The organism is Marinospirillum alkaliphilum DSM 21637 (assembly GCF_900119735.1).
In the GTDB taxonomy this organism is placed as follows: Bacteria; Pseudomonadota; Gammaproteobacteria; order Pseudomonadales; family Halomonadaceae; genus Marinospirillum; species Marinospirillum alkaliphilum.
In genome coordinates, this window is sequence record NZ_FPJW01000001.1 from 354,324 (window position 1) to 373,235 (window position 18,912).

Consider the following 18,912-nt stretch of genomic DNA (forward strand, 5'->3'; position numbering starts at 1 on the left):
CACTGGTCGGGGTTTTTTAATGGCTGGCACAGTTCTTGTCAGTCCAGATGCTCCAGGGTTGCCACAATGTCTTTCCTGGAGACATCCACTTTCCAGAAGGTGTAGCTGTCACCATCACTGTCGATCAGACGAATGTCAAATACCGGGCTTTTGTAACCGCGCAAATTGATTCGGGTGGTTTTTCCGTTGCCCAGCACGTCGTTGCCCAGCACATCCTCTTCCCAGGAGGTGGAGTCTGCAGGGCTGACATAGATGAACATGATGGTGTAGCCGGTCTTGTTGGTGATATCAACGTAATAATCCGCTGCTTGCAGGTTGGTAGCCAGAAACAGCAGTAGCAGGGACAGCATCCAGGATCGCAGGTGCATGATGGGAAGCCTCTCGGAGACAGGGGTAAGGATGAATGTAAATCTGTGCTAAAAATAAATCAATGATCCGCTGGTTGATGTCTTGTTGTTGACGGAGTATCCGGCCGTGTCAGCTGCTTTTAACGCTGGTCAGCAACAGGGCTGCGGCCACAAAAGTGCCGCCGAAGGTTCTGTTCATCAACGTCTGGTGCCGGGGTTGTTGCAGCAGGCGCAGCACCTTGGCTGCCAGCCCTGTGTAACCGGCCATCACCACCAGATCCACGCAGACCATGGTGATGGTCATGATGAGATACTGTGGCAACAACGGTTGCTGTGGATTGATGAACTGCGGCAGTACCGCAAGAATGAAGATGATCGCCTTGGGGTTGCTGGCATTGACCAGAAAACCGCGTAACACCAGCGCCATGGCCGTGGTTCGGGTTTTATGCTCCTGATCGGCCTGTACCACTGTGATGGGTGCATGCCACTGTTTCCAGCCCAGGTAGAGCAGGTAGGCCACACCACACCATTTGATGATGCCAAAGGCCATTTCCGAGGTGCTCAGGATGGCACCCAGACCGGCAGCGACTACGGCTACCTGTAACAGCAGGGCCAGTTGCAGGCCAATGGCATTCCAGTAACCGGTGCGAAAGCCGTGATTCAGACCGGAGGACATGGATGCAATGGCTCCGGCACCAGGCGACAGGCTGATGAACCAGCAGGCAAGAAACAAGGCAATCCAGGTTTCCAGGGTCATGATGGGCATCCCCGTGTAAAAGGGCTATCTTAACAGAAGAAAACCACTGCAAGGAGAGGGCATGTTAAAGCGCATTCTGATCATTTTGTTGTTGCTGGTGATCCCCGGCAGCCTGCTGGCAGAGTCGTCAGTGTGGAAGGTGCAGCGGGGCAATTCAGTGGTGTATCTGGCAGGAACCCTGCATCTGTTGCGTCAACAGGATTTGCCTTTGCCCGAAGCTTTTGACCGGGCTTATGCCCAGTCGGACCGGCTGGTGTTTGAGGTGGAGCTGCAAACACTGACCGACCCAGCAGCCCAGCAGCAGATGATGGCCATGATGATGTATCGGGATGGCACCACCCTGAGGCAAAACCTGCGCCCAGAGGTGTATCAGCAACTGAATGATCATTTGCGTTCAGTGGGCTTGCCAATGGGGCAACTGGAGCGCTTTCGTCCCCAGATGATCATCCTGAACATTTCCATGATGGAGTTGCAGAAACTGGGTGTGACGCAGGAGGGTGTGGATTTTATTTTTCACCGCCGGGCATTGCGGGATGGTAAGCGTACCGCTGCTCTGGAAAGCTTGAATCAGCAGTTGCACTATCTGGCCACCATGGGCGAAGGGCATGAAAATGAACTGGTGATTCAGACGTTGGATCACCTGCATGAAATGCCCGCGTTGATTGACGATATGATTGCTGCATGGCGTTCGGGGAGCAGGGATGAACTGCACCAATTGATCAACGCCAGCACTCAGGCGGTTCCCGGTGTGTATGAAACCCTGCTGGTGCAGCGCAACCTGAACTGGTTACCGCAGATTGAGGCGATGTTTGGATCGCCCCACACGGAGATGGTGCTGGTGGGGGCAGGTCATCTGGTGGGGCCGGATGGTTTGCTGGCCCTGCTGGAACGCCGTGGATACCGGGTCAGCAGCTTCTGAATAACAGCGGCTGCCGAGTGAGTTGCACGGCAATTTCTGAATTTTGCCGGGGGGTTCATGTTATCCTTCTGCTTTGTCGTTTTTCCTTTTCAGCAGTCGCGGAAACGAGTTCATGAGTTATCAGGTGCTGGCGCGCAAGTGGCGTCCGAAGAATTTTCATCAGCTGGTGGGCCAGGATCATGTGCGCAAGGCACTGGTGAATGCGCTGGATACTGACCGGCTGCACCATGCTTATCTGTTCACCGGCACCCGCGGTGTGGGTAAAACCACCCTGGCGCGGATTCTGGCCAAATGCCTGAACTGCGAGGAAGGCATCAGCAGTGAGCCCTGTGGGGTTTGTTCTTCCTGCCAGGAAATTGATGCCGGTCGTTTTGTTGATCTGATAGAGGTGGATGCCGCCAGCCGCACCAAGGTGGAGGACACCCGTGAGCTGCTGGATAATGTGCAGTACTCGCCGACCCGAGGCCGCTTTAAGGTGTACCTGATTGACGAGGTGCACATGTTGTCCAGCCACAGTTTTAATGCGCTGTTAAAAACCCTCGAAGAACCACCCCCTCACGTCAAATTCCTGCTGGCGACCACTGATCCGCAGAAGCTGCCGATGACGGTGTTGTCGCGTTGTTTGCAGTTTCAGCTCAAGAACATGCCGCCCGAGCGGGTGGTGGAGCATCTGCGTTACCTGCTGGGTGAAGAAGGTGTCAGTTATGACGATGCCGCGCTCTGGCTGCTGGGGCGTGCGGCTGACGGTTCCATGCGTGATGCCCTGAGTCTGACCGATCAGGCGATTGCTTTTGGTCAGGGGCAACTGATCACCGATCAGGTGGCTAGTATGTTGGGGGTGCTGGATCACCGTCACCTGCTGGACCTGTTGCGTGCGCTGGTGGCACATGATGCTCGGCAGTTGATGGCCGTGGTGGCCGGTCTGGCTGAGCAGGCACCTGATTTTGCAGCCGTTTTGCAGGATCTTGCCACTCTTTTGCATCGTCTGACGCTGGCGCAGGTGGTGCCGGAAGCCTTGCCACCGGATCAAGCGGATCGGGATGAGCTGGTGCAACTGGCGGCCACCCTGCCTGCTGAAGAAGTCCAGCTCTTTTATCAGTTGGCGATTGAAGGGCGCCGTGACTTGCCCCTGGCACCTGATCCCCGCACCGGACTGGAAATGACGCTGTTGCGCATGCTGGCTTTCCGCCCTCAGGGGATTCCTGAGCTGCCGGATCATGACCTGATGACTGGAACCACTCACAGCCCAAAGCCGTCAGCCCCTGAACCTTCTGCTGCAGATTTTGCTTGGGCAAAACTGGCGGTGGTGGATGAAATGCCGGTTCAGGGGCCGATGCGTGCTGCCATGCAGGTGAGTGAGCCTGCTCCGGCTATCCAGCCTGTTGAAACTCAATCTGCTGAAATTCAGTCTGTTGCAATTCAACCTGCTCAGGTCCCGATGGCGGCGGTTGTTGAGGAAGCTGTATCTGAGCCGGTCATTGCAGAGCCAGTGATTGCAGCGCCTGTTGTTGTCGAATCAGTTGTTACTGAACCGGTTGTTGCCGAGCCTGTTATGGCCGAATCAGCTGTTGAGTCCCCGGGCGCGGCAGCCTGGGTGCTGGATAGCAACACACTGTTGGATAATGAAGGTTGGCTGCAATTGTTCAGCCAGCTGGATTTACACGGTTGGGCCGCCAGCCAGGCACGTAACCTGTGTTTACTGGGGCAGGAGGGTTCAACCCTGTTTTTTGCCGCACCGGCTCAGGCGTTGGCGTTTATCAGTGATGATACCCGGCGGCAATTGCAGCAGCGTTTACAACAGCTGTTGCAACAGCCGCTGACACTGCAGTTTGAGGCGCGTGATCCCTTGCCGCTGGATAATGTTTCAGCCCGCCGTGTCAAAATACGTGAACAACAGCATCAGCAGGCTATTGTTGCCTTGCAGCAGCATCCCCACGTACAGGTGTTGCAGCAGACGTTTCAGGCCGAATTGGATACCGGCAGCGTTGTGCCTGCCGTCTGGATGCAGGACAATACCCTCCATTGATTTTAATGTTTGCAGGAGAATCTCATGTTTAAAGGTATGGGTGACATGGGCAAGCTGATGAAGCAGGCCCAGGAAATGCAGGAAAAAATGCAGAAACTGCAGGAAGAAGCCGCCAATGCCACTGCTGTGGGTGAAGCGGGCGCTGGATTGGTGAAAGTCACCATGACCGGGCGTCATGATGTGCGCAAGGTTGAAATTGATTCCAGCCTGCTGCAGGAAGATAAAGAAATGCTGGAAGACTTGCTGGCTGCTGCAGTGAATGATGCCGTGCGTCGTGTTGAGCAGCTGAGCAAGGACAAGATGGCAGAACTGACAGCGGGTATTCCGCTGCCACCCGGCTTTAAAATGCCCTTCTAAACCCATGCAAGTCTGACCCAGATGCAATTCAGTCCCCTGATCGAAGAGCTGATCCAGGCATTACGTTGTTTGCCTGGTGTCGGCCCGAAAAGTGCCCAGCGCATGGCATTACACCTGCTTGAGCGTGATCGCCAGGGCGGGCAGCGCCTGTCCTCGGTATTGGCACGTGCAATGGAGCAGGTGGGCCATTGCAAGAATTGCCGCACCCTGACCGAAGAAGACCTGTGCCGTATCTGCAGCAGCGGTCGCCGTAATCAAAACGTACTCTGTGTGGTGGAAACCCCCGCAGACATGCTGGCGCTGGAGCAGAGTGGTGTGTATGACGGCCGCTATTTTGTGCTGCTCGGCCACCTGTCACCGCTGGAAGGCATCGGCCCGGAAGATCTGGGGTTTGATGAGTTATTGCAACGCCTGAAAGATGAACCGGTGGATGAAGTGATTCTGGCCACCAATCCTACGCTGGAAGGCGAAACCACGGCACAATACCTGGTGGAGCTGTTGGCTGGCTTGCCACTGAAGGTGACCCACCTGGCACATGGTATTCCACTGGGTGGTGAGCTTGAATTTATCGATGGTGGCACCCTGTCGCGGGCTTTTGCCGGGCGCCTGGGTTTCGCCACCCGCAAGGATTCTGACGGATGAGTCTACCTCACGTCTGGGTTGATGACCCGGAACAACTGGATGCCCTCTGTGCTGCCTGGATGGAGCTGGAGGAGCTGGCCATGGATACTGAATTCATCCGCACGGATACCTTTTACCCGAAACCCGCCTTGTTGCAGGTGGGTGATGGTCAGGCTTGTTATCTGCTGGATGTGTTGGCGCTGGGCAAGCCTGAATCCCTGCGTCGTTTGCTGGTGGGTGGTCCGGTCAAGGTTTTCCACAGCTGTTCGGAAGACCTGGAAATGCTGCAGCACTGGTTGGGTGTATTACCCACACCGCTCATTGATACCCAGTTGGCTGCGGCGGTGGCTGAGCAGGAAACCGGCATGGGCTATTCCCGACTGGTGGAGCGACTGCTTCAGATCAGCCTGGAAAAGGGTGAAACCCGTTCCAACTGGTTGCAGCGGCCTTTGACTGAGTCGCAGCAGCACTATGCGGCGCTGGATGTGGAATACCTGCTGCCAGTCTGGCAGTTATTGAAAAATCGCCTGCTGGAACAGGGCCGCCTGGAGCTGGTGCGCGAAGAAAGTCAGTGGTTGGTGACGGAAGCTGCCAGTGATGCACCGGAAGATGCCTGGTTGCGTTGTAAGCAGGCATGGCGTCTGGATTCACCGCAACTGGCGGTGCTGCAGCAGTTGGCGCGCTGGCGTGAAGCCACCGCTCGTCATCTGGATCGACCGCGCAGTCGTGTGGCTTCCGATGGCCTGCTGCAGCTTTTAGCCGAAAAACAGCCACGCCATGCCGCTGCTCTGGCAGCCTTGCCCGATGCAACACCTGGCTGGATCAAGCGTTATGGTGAAGCGGTGCTGGCGGAAATCGAAATGGCTCGTCAGCTACCCACGGAAGCCTTGCCAGTTCCGCTGATTTCGCCGATGAGTCAGGTGTATAAACAGCAACGCAAACGCCTGAAGCAGGCGCTGGATCAACTGGCTGAAAAACTCCAGTTACCGGCAGAGCTGTTAACCCGCCGCCGTCAGCAGGAGGAGTGGTTGCAGGCGCTGAGTTGTGGGCAGCAGCCTGAAGTGCCGGAAGACTGGCCGAGCTGGCGTCGTGAAGTGCTGGAACATTTGGTTGAAAACCTGGCAAAAAATGAAGGTAAGCCTGAATGAGAATTCTGACAGAGGTGTTTGCCAGTCCGGTAAAGGATGAAATGTACCTTTATGTGGACAAACAAAAGGGACTGAAGCCGGTTCCCAAAGAGTTGCTGGATCACTTTGGTAAACCTCGCGCAGTGATGACAATGCTGCTGACTCCGGAAAAAACACTGGCTAGAATTGAGGCCAGTGAAGTTTGTAAAGCGCTGATGATTCAGGGTTATTACCTGCAGATGCCTCCGGCAAGGGAAGAATACCTGCTGGATCTTTATCGTGCGCCCACCGAGGCGCGTTATTGATGCCTGCTACAGCTGTCGGTTTGCGCAAGGATTTCTGGTTGTTGCCGCTGGAGAAGTTGCAGGATGCCGAGTGGGAAGCCCTTTGTGATGGTTGTGGGCGTTGTTGCCTGCACAAGCTGCAAGATGAAGAAGATGACCAGGTCTATTACACGGATGTGGCCTGCAAACTACTGGATTTAACCAGTTGCCGCTGCAGTCGTTACAAACGCAGGCTGGAATATGTGCCGGATTGTATGTCCATTCGCAGTGAAGGGGAGGCCGTGTTCCCCTTGTTGCCACCGACCTGTGCTTACCGCTTGCGTCATGCTGGCAAGTCGCTGCCGGTCTGGCATCCCTTGTTAACCGGGGATGATCAAGCCATGCATCTGGCAGGAATCAGTGTGCGCGGTCAGGTGGTTTGTGAAACCCGGTTGGCCAGGGATGAGGATCTTGAAGAGCGCATCATCCACTGGATCAATTGATTTTTCGAACAAAAAGATTACAGCTTGTTTCTTTTAATCCGGGGCCAGCCCTACTAGTATGGTTGCCTCAAATAACTGACCTGAACTCGATCAACCATGGATAGTCTGATTCTTCTCAGCTGGTTCGCTTACCTGATCAGCAGTGTTTTGCTGCTGCTGGCAAGCTGGAAACTCCTGCTCTGGCTTCCCTTTACCCTCCGTGCCGGTGTATTTTTAAGCCAGTTGGCTATTTTGTTGGTGCCTGCTGCGGTTAATGATACTGCGCTGGCTCCTGCTTTTATTGTGTTGATTCTGGATCTTTTGGGTCGAGTACCAGCCGTAGTGCTGATTGAAAAAGCACTGCCGCTGTTGATTGCCCTGGTGTTGGCCTGGCCTTTGGCGCTGCTTTGGGGTTGGGCCAGAAAGCGACTGCAGCAGCAGTCTGCAGCCAGGGAAGCGGCTGAGCAGGAAAAAGAATAACCATTTTTTATTTGAACCTTGCACGTAACAAGACAGGAAAACTCAAGTCATGGTCGGATTTGTCATCATCTTAACGCTTGTCATGCTGATTGCCGGTGTGTTTGGTGGACTGATTAACTTCTATCTGCTGAATCAGAACAACCGGGATACCACCGGTATGCTGCGCTGTGTCGTGGTGGGTGTGGGTGCCGCTTTTCTGGTGCCAGTGGCACTGGATCTGGTCGGTAGCGGTATGGTTACCCAGAGCCAGAATGACCCGGGCCAATTGTTGATTTATACCGGTTTGTGTCTGATTGCTGCGATTGCCTCCCGGGTAGTGGTGACCAACAAGCTGGATCGTACCCTGTTGGCTGCTGACTCTGCCAAAGCTGAGGTTGATGATTTACGCGTTCAGGTTAAACAGTTGCACCAAACCTTGTTGCCGCTGATTGAAACTGAAACCGAGATGGAAAACACCAAGGCCGAGGATCAGGAAGTACTGGACGATCTGGATGTGGCTGCTACCCAGGTGCTGAAAGCACTGGGCACGGGCCGCTATATCTTCCGTACTCAGGAAAGCCTGCTGCAGGAACTGGATATGGCAGACAATGATGTGCTTAAATCACTGAATATTCTGGTGACGCGAGGTCTGGCAGGCAAGGTGAACTCCAGTTGGGGATTGCGCTGGCACCTCAGTGAGCGTGGCCGTCGACTGGCGGAAGCCAGCGTTTAAGGAGAAAACAACAATGTTCGGATACAAGGCATTCTGCAGACTGCTGATGTTGCTGCTGCTTCCTGCCCTGCTGACTGTCAGTGCACCGCTGCTGGCAGCAACCCCCCAGCCGGATGTGCGCCTGGTGGTTGATATTTCCGGCAGTATGCGGCGCACGGATCCGAACAACCTGCGTATACCGGCTACCAATCTGCTGATTGATCTGTTACCTGCTGACAGCCGAGCCGGGATCTGGACCTTTGGTGCTTATGTCAACATGCTGGTCCCTCACGGGGCTGTTGATGAAGCCTGGCGCACCAATGCACGACAGCAAGCCGCCAAGATCAACTCAGTTGCTTTGTTTACCGATATTGAAAATGCCATCGAGCGGGCAAGCTGGGATCATGCCCGCCCTGCACCTGGGCGTGAGCGTCATATCATCCTGTTGTCTGATGGTCTGGTTGATATTTCTGAAAAACCAACGGCGGCTGCACGTGCGGAAGAAAACCAGAAGTCTCGTGATCACCTGCTGAGAACACTGGTGCCGCGTTTGGCAGATGCTGGTTTTGTGATTCATACCCTGGCGCTGTCTGATGAAGCAGACCATGACTTGATGGCCACCATGGCACAGCGTACCGGTGGTTTGCATGCCATTGCCTACGATGCTGATGACCTGATGCCACTGTTGCTGCAGATCCTGAATCGTTTCATGCCATCTGAGGAAGTGCCGCTGCTGGGCAATCGCTTCCTGATCGACTCTGCCATTGATGAGTTCACTGCGCTGGTATTCCATGCGCCTGCTGCTACGGTTGCCTTGCATGCTCCCTCCGGACAGCGCCATAGCCGTGAAGAACCGGTACGTCATATTCGCTGGCACGGTAATGAGCGTTATACCCTGATTACTGTCAGTCGCCCGGAAGCGGGTGAGTGGCGCATCGAAACGCCTGAACATCCTGACAACCGGGTCACCGTGGTATCGGATATTCGTTTGCAGAGCTCTGGTTTTCCATCCACTGTTTATCGGGGTTTCCCGCAGCAACTGGAAGTCTGGTTCACCGAAGAAGGCCAGGTGGTGGGGCGTCGTGAGTTCCTTGGTCTGTTGGAAAGCAAGGCACACCATAGCAAGGGTGGTCAGGTGTTGGGTGAGTACGCCATGCCTCTGGCTGCCAATCGCCCACGTTATGCCACCAGCATCACAGAGTTCCCGCAACTGGGTGAACAAACCCTGAAGGTGGAAGTGGATGGTCGTACTTTCCGTCGTCAGTTGGTGCATAGTTTCAACGTGCAGGATGTGGTGGCGGCCACCTTGCAACAACCGGAAGATGGCAGTCCACCACGTGTGATCCTGCGCACTCAGCATCCTGAACTGCGGCCTTCGGATATTCGTTTCACCATTACTGCCAATGGTCAGCCGCTGACACCGGAATATCGCGGTGATGGCGAGTGGAAGGTTGATCTGGGTGGTCTGGATCGCAGTCAGGCACAGACGTTGGAAGTGGAAGTGCAGGGCCAGTTGCAGAACCGTGCCATTCAGGTTGACCTGCCTAACATGCTGTTGCCACCCCGCATTGCGGGAACGCAGGCATCTCGCCCTGACTTGATGGACAGTCCGGCTGATGAGCCACCACCGCCTGCTTTTGTGCCAACCCTGCCACCGGCACAACAGGCTGTGCCGGCACCGATTGTTCCTGTGCCACCAGCAGCTCAGCCTGCTGCTCCGGTTCCGGCTCCGGCTCCAGCTCCAGCACCGGGGGTTCCTGCAGAACCTGCAGTTGCACCTGAGGCCGAAGCTGTTGCGCCACCGGCCAGCAGTCGTGGAATAGAGTTGCCATCACTGGACTTGTCACCCATCGAGAGCTGGGATGATCCCCGCATGTTGTGGATCTACATTGCGCTGGGTGTGGCCAATATCCTGTTGTTCCTGATCGCTTTCCTGATGTACCGGCGCTTTGTGAACAAGCGCAAGGCACGTGAACAGGCGCAGAATATGGAAGCGGTGGATCTGGAACTTGAAGATCTGGATGACGGACTGGACTTTGATGACCAGGACGATCGTCGCTGAGTTTCGGGAGCCGTGCTGAATGTGTGAACTGCTGGGCATGAGTGCCAATGTCCCTACTGACATCACCTTCAGCATGGCCGGATTTCTGCAGCGTGGTGGTGCCACGGGTCCGCATCGGGATGGTTGGGGTGTAGCCTTTTATGAAGATGAGGGTTACCGGGAATTCAAGGATCCTCATCCTTCCATCAATTCTCCGGTTGCAAGACTGATACTGGACTATCCAATCAAAAGCCGGATTGTCATCAGTCATATTCGCCAGGCCAATGTGGGCCAGATTAACCTGGGTAATACCCATCCTTTTTCCCGTGAACTCTGGGGACGCCATTGGTGTTATGCCCACAATGGTCAGTTGGCAGGTTTTCGTGAGGCCTTATCACTGGGTTTTTATCAACCCACTGGCCACACGGATAGCGAGTGGGCCTTTTGCTGGCTGTTAAGCAGGATTCGTGAGGCGTTTCCACAGCCGCCGGAAAACCCGGAAGCCCTGCAGCAGTTGATTCACGAAAGTTGTGAGACCCTGCGCAGCCTGGGGGTGTTCAATCTGCTGTTTTCTGACAGTGAATACCTCTATGCTTATTGCTCCACCAAATTGGCACACATCACCCGTCGAGCCCCGTTTGGACCAGCCTTGTTAAAAGATACCGAGCTGAAGGTGGATTTTGCCGCCTGTACAACACCGCAGGATGTGGTGAGTGTTCTGGCGACTGAACCGCTGACCACTAATGAAGACTGGACCATTATGGCCACCGGCGAGCTGGTGGTGTTCCGTGATGGCGAGTTGGTTGCGCGACGCACCAGTCACACAGTAACCAGCAATTAACCCCTTTCTGGTTTGAACCACCCCTGCGAGCCGATTAGACTTTGTGGCATCCTTGCTTTGTTCAAAATGGCCAGTCCATTCAAAGTGGCCCGTTCAAGAAGAGATCCTTATGAAATTCACCGGAACCAAAAACTACGTTGCTACTGATGAGTTGCAGTTGGCAGTGAATGCCGCCATAACCCTGCAGCGCCCGCTGTTGATCAAGGGTGAGCCAGGGACCGGTAAAACCCTGCTGGCAGAAGAAGTGGCCGCCGCCCTGGACATGCCACTGATCACCTGGCATGTGAAATCCACCACCAAGGCTCAACAGGGCTTGTATGAATATGACGCGGTATCGCGTTTGCGTGACTCCCAGTTGGGTAACGACCGGGTGCACGACATCAGCAACTACATTGTGCCGGGCAAGCTCTGGGAAGCCTTCAGCAGTGAAAAGCAGGCTGTGTTGCTGATTGATGAAGTGGACAAGGCCGATATCGAGTTTCCCAATGACCTGTTGCTGGAACTGGATCGCATGGAGTTTTATGTGTATGAAACCCAGCAGACCATCAAGGCCAGCCAGCGACCCCTGGTGATCATCACCTCGAACAATGAAAAAGAACTGCCTGATGCTTTTCTGCGTCGTTGCTTTTTCCATTACATCCGCTTTCCGGACAAGGACACCATGCGCCAGATCGTTGAGGTGCATTATCCGGGCATTCAGCAGCAGCTGGTACAGAAGGCACTGGAAGTCTTTTATGATCTGCGTGACATTGCCGGCTTGAAGAAAAAGCCCAGTACTTCCGAGCTGGTGGACTGGATCAAGCTGCTGATGGCGGATGATCTGGCGCGTGAAGTGTTGCTGGAAAAGGACTCAGCCAGTGCAGTGCCGCCCTTGTGTGGTGCGCTGGTGAAAAACGAACAGGATGCCAGCCTGCTGGAACGCCTGGCATTCATGATGCGTCGGCAATCACGCTAGTGTTGATTCATGGCTCGCTCAGCAAGGTTGCCAGCTCCATTTCAGTTATCAAGTCCGGTAGTCATTCATGCTGATTGATTTTTTTCAGGAAGTCCGTGCTGCAGGTGTGCCGGCAACGCCACGGGAGTTGCTGGATCTGATTCGTGCCTTGCAGGCGGATCTGGGGTTTGCTGATCAGGAGGATTTTTATCTGCTGGCGCGAACCTGTCTGGTCAAGGATGAAAAGTACTACGACCGCTTTGATCTGGCTTTCTCCAGTTATTTTGAAGGCATTGGCAGCCTGGATGAACTGTTGCAGAAGGTGATTCCCGATGACTGGCTGCGCCAGACCTTTGAGAAGTACCTGACTGAAGAAGAACGCCAGAAGATTCAGAGCCTCGGCAGCCTTGAAAAGCTGATGGAAGAATTCAAAAAGCGGCTGGAAGAGCAGAAGGAACGCCATGCCGGAGGCAACAAGTGGGTGGGTACCGGCGGCACGTCACCCTTTGGACATGGTGGTTATCATCCGGAGGGCATCCGGGTGGGTGGGCAGTCGAAAAATCGCCGTGCCGTGAAGGTGTGGGAAAAGCGCGAGTTCCGTAATTTTGATGATGCCCAGGGCCTGAGCAATCGTAATATTCAGGTGGCACTCAAGCGGCTGCGCAAGTTTGCCCGCACCGGCGCGGCGGAGGAACTGGATCTGGATGGCACCATTCGTGCCACGGCACGCAATGCCGGGCATCTGGACCTGCAGATGGTGCGGGAAAAGCACAATGCCGTGAAGGTGTTGTTGCTGCTGGATGTGGGTGGTTCAATGGATGATCACATCGAGCTGGTGGAGGAGTTGTTCACTGCCTGTCGCACGGAATTCAAGCATCTGGAACATTTTTATTTTCACAACTGCCTGTATGAGTCGGTGTGGAAGGATAACAATCGGCGTTTTAATGAGCGTACTGCCACGCTGGATCTGCTGCACAAGTATGGTCCCGACTATAAGGTGATTTTTGTCGGTGATGCGTCCATGTCACCCTACGAGGTGGCAATGCCCGGTGGCAGTGTGGAGCATTTTAATGATGAGCCGGGGCAGGCCTGGATTCGGCGGGTCACTGACACCTGGAGTCGGGTGGTGTGGCTGAATCCGGTGCCGGAGAAGTATTGGGAGTACACCCAATCGATTGGCATGTTGCGCCAACTGGTGCATGACCGCATGTTTCCGCTGACGCTGGAAGGCCTGGATGCGGCCATGCGGGAGCTGGTGAAATGAGTCGTATCCTGCAGCTGTTGACTGAAAATACCCGTGGACGGGATTTTGTGGTGGGTGATTTGCATGGTTATTACTCACCCCTGATGGAACGGCTGGAAGAGCTGCGTTTTGATCCGACCTGTGACCGGGTGCTGGCAGTGGGTGATCTGATTGATCGCGGCCCGGATTCGGTGCGCTGTCTGGAGCTGGTGAAGGAGTCCTGGTTTTTTTCTGTGCAGGGCAACCATGAGCGTTTTTTGATTCACAGCCTGACCGGTGACGCAGATGTCAGCATGACCTGGCTGCTGAATGGCGGGCGCTGGAGTTCACTCTATACGGATGAAGAGTTGCAGGACATGGCGCAGCTGATTCAGGAAAAAATGCCACTGGCACTGGAAGTACCCTGCAAGGGGCAGCAACTGGGCATCATTCATGCTGAAGTCCCCCAGGACGACTGGAATTGTTTACGCCATTGGCGCGGTGAAATGACCAGCCATCTACTGGAAGTGACCACCACCTTGCGAACGCGTATTCGCACTGGCCTGGCACACCGTGTTCATCACATCGATGCCGTGGTCTGTGGTCATACTCTGGTGCCTGAGCCAACCCGACTGGGTAATGTGCATTATCTGGAAACCGGCATCTGTGCACCCCAGGTCGGGGGTTATCTGTCGATCCGCGAAGTCAGTCAGTTATTGGCAGATCCTGCCTGATCTGCCAATAAACCCTACACTGCAATGGCCAGGGTTGTGGTTTTGCCCTCACGAAATTCCCGCAGCAGTTTTTCCTTGCGAGCTTGCACCTGATGGGCAGCCGCTTCCCGAACCGGACCAAAACCACGGATTTCTTCCGGCAGGCGAGCCAGCGCCACTGCTGTGGTGTGGTTGTCTGGCTTGAGCCCTTGCAGCAGATCATCCAGCAGTTGCTGGTAGTCCGTCAGCAACTGTCGATCCAGCTTGCGATCCTGGCTGAAGCGGAAGGGGTCCAATGCTGTATTGCGCAGGCCTTTCAGGTTGGCCAGCAGGCGTAACACCGGCAGCAACCAGCGACCATAACGACGTTTTTTCGGGCGACCGGCAGCATCCTTGCCAAAGTTCAGCAGCGGTGGGGCCATGTGGAAATGCAGTTGCCAGTGACCGGTGAAGGTCTGGTTCACTTCATCCAGAAAGTCGCTGCGAGTGAACAGGCGGGCCACCTCGTATTCATCCTTGTAACTCATCAATCGGAATAACTGACGGGCAACAGCCTCGGTTAAGGGCAGGGATGGGTTTTCAGTTGTATCTGTTATTTGCAGCAGTTGCATTTCTGCCTGACGCACTCGCTCCAGTTGTTGTTGATACTGATCAGCCCAGGCCTGGTGCTGCCAGTGGGTGAGATAACCGGCATGGTGTTGGATGCGCTCCTGCAGCGAGGCTGTTTCCGGAAGTGGCTGGTGGTCCTGCAGTTGTTCCACCTGCTCAGGTTCTGCGGCAGCCAGTCGGCCCCAGGCAAAAGCCTGCTTGTTCAGATCCACGGCAACAGCGTTTAATTCGATGGCACGTAACAGCGCACTTTCAGACACAGGTAACAAGCCTTGTTGCCAGGCATAACCCAGTAGCAGCACGTTGGCGTAAACGCTGTCACCCATCAGGCGTTCAGCCAGGCGGTTGGCCTGCAGGCTGGCAAAACCGGAGGCCGGCGCAGTGCTGCGCAGTAACGCCAGGCGCTGGGCCACACCCATGCTGGCATCCCGCTGCAAGACATAATCGGCCGAAGGCAGTTCGGCTTCATTGCAGACCATGCGCGTTTTGCCCGGCTGCAGCAGTGGCAGGGTGCGTGCGGAGGTGGCCACCAACAGGTCACAAGCCAGCAGGGCGTGGGTCTGGCCATTTTCAATGCGTACCTGATGCAGGTGTTGTGGGCTGGGTGCCAGGCGTATGAAACTGATCACACTGCCACCCTTCTGGGCAAACCCCATGAAGTCCAGCACACTGCTGCCTTTGCCTTCCAGGTGAGCAGCCATGGTGATCAACTGACCCACCGTGATCACACCGGTGCCACCCACACCACAGACCAGCAGGTTGTAAGTCTGCTCCAGGCTGGGTGGCTGAGGTTGTGGCAGGGCAGCAATGCGTTGCTGGAAGGCAGCATCAACGGTCAGCCCTTCACCCTTGCGTAATTGCCCGCCTTCAATGGTCACAAAACTGGGGCAGAAACCCTGCACACAGGAAAAATCCTTGTTGCAGGAAGACTGATCAATCTGACGTTTGCGCCCCAGTGGTGTTTCGCGTGGTACCACCGACAGGCAATTGGATTGCACTGAACAGTCGCCACAAGCTTCACAGACATGAGGGTTGATCATCACCCGTCTGGCGGGGTCCGGATACAGCCCCCGCTTGCGGCGGCGACGCTTTTCAGCCGCACAGGCCTGATCATAGATCAGCACCGTGCAGCCGGGGATATCCCTCAGCTTGCGCTGCAAGCTGTCCAGTTCATCGCGGTGATGCACACTGATACCGGCCGGCAGGTGTTCACGCCGGTATTTTTCCGGCTCATCAGTGACCACCACCACTTTTTTCACCCCTTCATCCAGTGATTGACGGGCAATCATCGGCACGCTGACGGGGCCATCCACCGGCTGGCCACCGGTCATGGCCACGGCATCGTTGAACAGGATCTTGTAGGTGATGTTAACGCCTGCAGCCACAGCCTGGCGTACAGCCATGGAGCCGGAATGGAACCAGGTGCCTTCCCCGAGATTCTGGAAGATGTGACCCTTGCCGGTGAAACGGCTGCGACCCACCCAGTTGACGCCTTCACCACCCATCTGGATCAGGGATTCGGTCTGGCGACCCATCCAGGAGGCCATGAAATGACAACCAATGCCAGCCAGTGCCTTGCTGCCTTCCGGCACTTTGGTGGAGGTGTTGTGCGGGCATCCCGAGCAGAAATAAGGCAGGCGACGGGCACCGCCGGGGTCCTGGGCTTTCAGGCAGTTTGCCTTGAGTGCCTCCAGTTGATCACTGAATTTCAGCCCGAAAAAACGTTCCAGTCTCAAGGCTACAAACTCAGCCAGCAGCAGTGGGCTGAGCACGCCCACATAAGGAATCAGCGGTTGCCCCTGCTCGTCCTGTTTGCCCGTGACCAGGACTTCACCGGGGTGGTCTGGTTCGGACATGTATTCCTTGATCTGGCTTTCGATGATGCCGCGCTTTTCCTCAACCACCAGAATTTCCTGCTTGCCATGCACAAAGTCGAGGGCTCCCTGACGATTCAGTGGCCACACCATGGCGACCTTGTAGATATCAATGCCCAGTTCACGCAGCCGGGTTTCGTCTAATCCCAGCAGTTGCAAGGCTTCCATCAGATCCAGATGGGCCTTGCCGGTGGTGACCAGACCAAAGCGGGCGTGTGGCAGGTTCAGAATGCGCCGGTCCAGCGGATTGGCACGGGCAAAAGCCTGCACTGCGGCCAGTTTGTGTTCCATGCGGGTTTCGAGTTGAGGCCCTGGCAGATCTGGCCAGCGATAGTGCAGTCCATCAGCTGGGGGGGTGAAATCATCTGGAATCACAAACTCAGGCAGGGGAGGCACTTCCACCGATGCGGCACTTTCCACCGTTTCTGATACGGCTTTAAACCCTACCCAACAGCCGGAATAACGTGACAAGGCATAACCCCAGAGGCCAAAACTTTCATATTCGGCCACGCTGGCTGGATGAATCACTGGCATGAACCAGGACATGAAAGCCACGTCTGACTGATGCGGCATGGAAGAGGAAACACAGCCATGATCATCACCGGCCACCACCAGTACACCCCCGTGGGGGGAGCTGCCATAAGCATTACCGTGTTTTAAGGCATCACCCGAGCGATCCACACCGGGGCCTTTGCCGTACCAGAGGCCAAACACCCCATCAACCTGACGCTCCGGGTCGGTTTCCACCTGCTGGGTGCCCAGCAGCAGGGTGGCGGCCAGGTCTTCATTGATGGCTGGAATGAATTCAATCTGGTGGTTGTCCAGCAGTTTACGGGCTTTCCAGAGTTCCAGATCAACCGCTCCCAGTGGCGAGCCACGGTAACCGCTGATCATACCACCGGTTTTCAGGCCTTTTTTTCGATCCAGTTCGGCCTGGCGCAGGGCAATGCGGACCAGTGCCTGAGTGCCGGTTAAAAACACACGGCCCTGGTCACGGGTGTAACGGTCTTCCAGACGGTAATCGTCCAGATGGGGTTGCCCGGCTGTGGGCTGGGGGATGTTCATCATCTTCACCGGTTGTTGTCATTGTTATGCAGTGAAGTCTAGTGCTTAAGATCAGAAAAGTGCTTGCAAATACACCGGCTGAAAAGCCCGGTTACACAATATTCTTGCGCTGATCGATATAATTGATGAATATCATTTCCTGGAAACCTCTGATTAATGTCACGAGTGCAGGTTAGGCAAGGCGAAATTGGCTGAAAAAGCGGAGTTTACACAGAGTAAATGAGCATTTTGAGGCCAACTTCAACACAGCATAAGCCAGCAAAGTAGTTAATCAGAGGTTTCCTTATGCTGAATAATAAAAACAAGAGTGACCTGCCATGCATCGCCCGCAACTGGACAAATACGATCAACGTATCCTGCAGTATTTGCAGCAGGATGGCCGCATCAGCAATCAGGAACTGGCGGAACGCATCGGCCTTTCTCCGGCAGCTTGCTGGCGTCGGGTGAAAGCGCTGGAGGAGGCTGGAGTGATCCGTGGTTTTGTGGCGCTGGTGGACCCGGTGCAGGTTGGTCAGCCATTAAATGTTCTGGTGATGGTGACCCTGCAGCGTCACTCGATTGATAACACCACCGAATTTGAAAGCCGGATGCGGGAGTATCCCGAAGTGCTGCAGTGTTATGCCACCACCGGTCAGGCGGATTTTATTCTGCGGGTGGTGATTCAGGACATGCCGGCCTATGACCGCTTTCTGAATGAAAAGATTTTTACCTTGAAAGGCATCGCGCAGGTCAATTCCAACTTTGCCCTGCGCGAAATCAAGAACGAAACGGCCATGCCCCTGGGTTGATTGGCAACTGAGACCCACAGGGTAATGGCCGTTGAAACAAATTCAGCCAATGCTGATCTTCGGCAGGGTGGGGGCTTGCAGCACGACCTTTTCAGCAGGTGCAATCACCTTGGCCGTACCCGTTACCACCTTTTCACCCTTCTGGTTGGTGACCAGGCAATCCAGTTCAACAATCTTTTTGGCATCCTGCTTGTCTTTAACCGTCAGGGTCACGGTCAGGGTGTCATCCAGTTTCACCGGGCGGCGGAAACTGAGTTCCTGCCCCATGTAGATGGTGCCGGGGCCGGGCAATACTGTGGCCAGGGCAGCAGAGATCAAGGAGCCGGACCACATGCCGTGGGCAATACGCTCACCGAACATGCTGGTTTTGGCAAATTCGGCATCCAGGTGCACTGGGTTCACATCGCCTGATACGGCGGCAAACAACACCAGTTCGCGCTCGGTCAGGGTTTTTTCAAAAGTGGCTGAGTCACCAATGTTGAGGGTGTCGTAAGGACGATTTTCCAGAGTGGCCATGGTTGTTGTTTCCTTGTGGTTTTTGATCTGTGCCTCTTGGCGTGAATGGTAACTCCTGCCATTATTGAAAGCCAGTCGAGCGCTTGCTTGGTTATTTGTGGCAGGTTGCAATAAGACAAGGGTCGTATTTTGTTGCGATGCAGCATAGTGCTAAATAATCTTCATGTAAATTTTTTACACAAAGATGACGGATGGATTCCGCTGTTTTCAATAAGACACAGAACAGACCAAAGAGGCCA

At 55.0% G+C, this 18,912-nt stretch carries 19 protein-coding genes; 15 read left to right on the forward strand and 4 right to left on the reverse strand.

Annotation, left to right across the window (positions count from 1 at the left end):
- Positions 1 to 38 precede the first annotated feature (38 nt).
- Together BT114_RS01755 and BT114_RS01760 are read right to left on the reverse strand one after the other, a co-directional pair.
- Entirely contained in the window at positions 39 to 368 is a 330-nt protein-coding gene (locus BT114_RS01755; protein ID WP_072324581.1) for a hypothetical protein, read from the reverse strand.
- 109 nt (positions 369 to 477) lie between these two features.
- A complete protein-coding gene (locus BT114_RS01760; protein WP_072324872.1) occupies positions 478 to 1,104 on the reverse strand; it encodes a LysE family transporter in 627 nt (208 codons plus the stop codon).
- 61 nt (positions 1,105 to 1,165) lie between these two features.
- Here BT114_RS01760 and BT114_RS01765 point away from each other — a divergent pair, with 61 nt between their 5' ends.
- The 14 genes from BT114_RS01765 (at position 1,166) to BT114_RS01830 (ending at position 13,842) form a co-directional block, all read left to right on the forward strand.
- On the forward strand, positions 1,166 to 2,023 hold the full coding sequence (locus BT114_RS01765; protein WP_072324582.1) for a TraB/GumN family protein: 858 nt from the start codon (positions 1,166 to 1,168) through the stop codon (positions 2,021 to 2,023).
- Positions 2,024 to 2,135: 112 nt separating this feature from the next.
- Positions 2,136 to 4,049, forward strand: a complete 1,914-nt coding sequence (dnaX, locus tag BT114_RS01770) for a DNA polymerase III subunit gamma/tau (protein WP_072324583.1) — start codon at positions 2,136 to 2,138, stop codon at positions 4,047 to 4,049.
- Between the two features lie 24 nt (positions 4,050 to 4,073).
- On the forward strand, positions 4,074 to 4,406 hold the full coding sequence (locus tag BT114_RS01775) for a YbaB/EbfC family nucleoid-associated protein (protein ID WP_072324584.1): 333 nt from the start codon (positions 4,074 to 4,076) through the stop codon (positions 4,404 to 4,406).
- Between the two features lie 21 nt (positions 4,407 to 4,427).
- Positions 4,428 to 5,048 (forward strand): recombination mediator RecR, encoded by a 621-nt coding sequence (gene recR, locus BT114_RS01780; RefSeq protein ID WP_072324585.1) that lies wholly within the window; start codon positions 4,428 to 4,430, stop codon positions 5,046 to 5,048.
- Complete coding sequence (gene rnd / locus BT114_RS01785; RefSeq protein WP_072324586.1) at positions 5,045 to 6,175, forward strand: ribonuclease D; 1,131 nt, start codon at positions 5,045 to 5,047, stop codon at positions 6,173 to 6,175. Before recR ends, rnd begins: the two co-directional genes overlap by 4 nt.
- The gene (locus BT114_RS01790; RefSeq protein WP_072324587.1) at positions 6,172 to 6,459 is read left to right on the forward strand and encodes a YcgL domain-containing protein; all 288 of its coding nucleotides are present in this window, start codon (positions 6,172 to 6,174) and stop codon (positions 6,457 to 6,459) included. The genes rnd and BT114_RS01790 overlap by 4 nt, the downstream gene beginning before the upstream one ends.
- Complete coding sequence (locus tag BT114_RS01795; protein WP_072324588.1) at positions 6,459 to 6,920, forward strand: YcgN family cysteine cluster protein; 462 nt, start codon at positions 6,459 to 6,461, stop codon at positions 6,918 to 6,920. The genes BT114_RS01790 and BT114_RS01795 overlap by 1 nt, the downstream gene beginning before the upstream one ends.
- 96 nt (positions 6,921 to 7,016) lie before the next feature.
- A complete protein-coding gene (locus tag BT114_RS01800) occupies positions 7,017 to 7,379 on the forward strand; it encodes a hypothetical protein (RefSeq protein ID WP_072324589.1) in 363 nt (120 codons plus the stop codon).
- Between the two features lie 49 nt (positions 7,380 to 7,428).
- Entirely contained in the window at positions 7,429 to 8,091 is a 663-nt protein-coding gene (locus BT114_RS01805; RefSeq protein ID WP_072324590.1) for a YEATS-associated helix-containing protein, read from the forward strand.
- Between the two features lie 13 nt (positions 8,092 to 8,104).
- On the forward strand, positions 8,105 to 10,132 hold the full coding sequence (locus BT114_RS01810) for a VWA domain-containing protein (RefSeq protein WP_072324591.1): 2,028 nt from the start codon (positions 8,105 to 8,107) through the stop codon (positions 10,130 to 10,132).
- 19 nt (positions 10,133 to 10,151) lie between these two features.
- Positions 10,152 to 10,952: a class II glutamine amidotransferase gene (locus BT114_RS01815; protein WP_072324592.1), complete on the forward strand. Its 801-nt coding sequence runs from the start codon at positions 10,152 to 10,154 to the stop codon at positions 10,950 to 10,952.
- A 109-nt stretch (positions 10,953 to 11,061) separates the two neighbouring features.
- Positions 11,062 to 11,907: an AAA family ATPase gene (locus tag BT114_RS01820; protein WP_072324593.1), complete on the forward strand. Its 846-nt coding sequence runs from the start codon at positions 11,062 to 11,064 to the stop codon at positions 11,905 to 11,907.
- Between the two features lie 67 nt (positions 11,908 to 11,974).
- On the forward strand, positions 11,975 to 13,150 hold the full coding sequence (locus tag BT114_RS01825) for a vWA domain-containing protein (RefSeq protein ID WP_072324594.1): 1,176 nt from the start codon (positions 11,975 to 11,977) through the stop codon (positions 13,148 to 13,150).
- The gene (locus BT114_RS01830; protein ID WP_084661784.1) at positions 13,147 to 13,842 is read left to right on the forward strand and encodes a metallophosphoesterase; all 696 of its coding nucleotides are present in this window, start codon (positions 13,147 to 13,149) and stop codon (positions 13,840 to 13,842) included. Before BT114_RS01825 ends, BT114_RS01830 begins: the two co-directional genes overlap by 4 nt.
- A 14-nt stretch (positions 13,843 to 13,856) precedes the next feature.
- Here BT114_RS01830 and BT114_RS01835 read toward each other — a convergent pair whose 3' ends face one another.
- Complete coding sequence (locus BT114_RS01835; protein ID WP_072324595.1) at positions 13,857 to 17,369, reverse strand: indolepyruvate ferredoxin oxidoreductase family protein; 3,513 nt, start codon at positions 17,367 to 17,369, stop codon at positions 13,857 to 13,859.
- Between the two features lie 317 nt (positions 17,370 to 17,686).
- Here BT114_RS01835 and BT114_RS01840 point away from each other — a divergent pair, with 317 nt between their 5' ends.
- Entirely contained in the window at positions 17,687 to 18,157 is a 471-nt protein-coding gene (locus BT114_RS01840; protein ID WP_072324596.1) for an Lrp/AsnC family transcriptional regulator, read from the forward strand.
- A 42-nt stretch (positions 18,158 to 18,199) separates the two neighbouring features.
- On the opposite strand, the gene BT114_RS01845 is transcribed toward BT114_RS01840, so the two are convergent.
- Positions 18,200 to 18,673, reverse strand: coding sequence for a MaoC/PaaZ C-terminal domain-containing protein (locus tag BT114_RS01845; protein ID WP_072324597.1), 474 nt, complete (start codon positions 18,671 to 18,673; stop codon positions 18,200 to 18,202).
- Positions 18,674 to 18,912: the final 239 nt, after the last annotated feature.

Bases quoted from the DNA above. Each gene is read 5' to 3' on its own strand.
- BT114_RS01825 (WP_072324594.1), top strand. From the start codon at position 11,975: ATGCTGATTGATTTTTTTCAGGAAGTCCGTGCTGCAGGTGTGCCGGCA.
- rnd (WP_072324586.1), top strand. From the start codon at position 5,045: ATGAGTCTACCTCACGTCTGGGTTGATGACCCGGAACAACTGGATGCC.
- BT114_RS01760 (WP_072324872.1), bottom strand. From the start codon at position 1,104: ATGACCCTGGAAACCTGGATTGCCTTGTTTCTTGCCTGCTGGTTCATC.
- BT114_RS01805 (WP_072324590.1), top strand. From the start codon at position 7,429: ATGGTCGGATTTGTCATCATCTTAACGCTTGTCATGCTGATTGCCGGT.
- BT114_RS01795 (WP_072324588.1), top strand. From the start codon at position 6,459: ATGCCTGCTACAGCTGTCGGTTTGCGCAAGGATTTCTGGTTGTTGCCG.
- BT114_RS01775 (WP_072324584.1), top strand. From the start codon at position 4,074: ATGTTTAAAGGTATGGGTGACATGGGCAAGCTGATGAAGCAGGCCCAG.
- BT114_RS01835 (WP_072324595.1), bottom strand. From the start codon at position 17,369: ATGAACATCCCCCAGCCCACAGCCGGGCAACCCCATCTGGACGATTAC.
- BT114_RS01790 (WP_072324587.1), top strand. From the start codon at position 6,172: ATGAGAATTCTGACAGAGGTGTTTGCCAGTCCGGTAAAGGATGAAATG.
- BT114_RS01820 (WP_072324593.1), top strand. From the start codon at position 11,062: ATGAAATTCACCGGAACCAAAAACTACGTTGCTACTGATGAGTTGCAG.
- BT114_RS01800 (WP_072324589.1), top strand. From the start codon at position 7,017: ATGGATAGTCTGATTCTTCTCAGCTGGTTCGCTTACCTGATCAGCAGT.
- BT114_RS01765 (WP_072324582.1), top strand. From the start codon at position 1,166: ATGTTAAAGCGCATTCTGATCATTTTGTTGTTGCTGGTGATCCCCGGC.
- BT114_RS01830 (WP_084661784.1), top strand. From the start codon at position 13,147: ATGAGTCGTATCCTGCAGCTGTTGACTGAAAATACCCGTGGACGGGAT.
- dnaX (WP_072324583.1), top strand. From the start codon at position 2,136: ATGAGTTATCAGGTGCTGGCGCGCAAGTGGCGTCCGAAGAATTTTCAT.
- recR (WP_072324585.1), top strand. From the start codon at position 4,428: ATGCAATTCAGTCCCCTGATCGAAGAGCTGATCCAGGCATTACGTTGT.
- BT114_RS01815 (WP_072324592.1), top strand. From the start codon at position 10,152: ATGTGTGAACTGCTGGGCATGAGTGCCAATGTCCCTACTGACATCACC.
- BT114_RS01755 (WP_072324581.1), bottom strand. From the start codon at position 368: ATGCACCTGCGATCCTGGATGCTGTCCCTGCTACTGCTGTTTCTGGCT.
- BT114_RS01845 (WP_072324597.1), bottom strand. From the start codon at position 18,673: ATGGCCACTCTGGAAAATCGTCCTTACGACACCCTCAACATTGGTGAC.
- BT114_RS01840 (WP_072324596.1), top strand. From the start codon at position 17,687: ATGCATCGCCCGCAACTGGACAAATACGATCAACGTATCCTGCAGTAT.
- BT114_RS01810 (WP_072324591.1), top strand. From the start codon at position 8,105: ATGTTCGGATACAAGGCATTCTGCAGACTGCTGATGTTGCTGCTGCTT.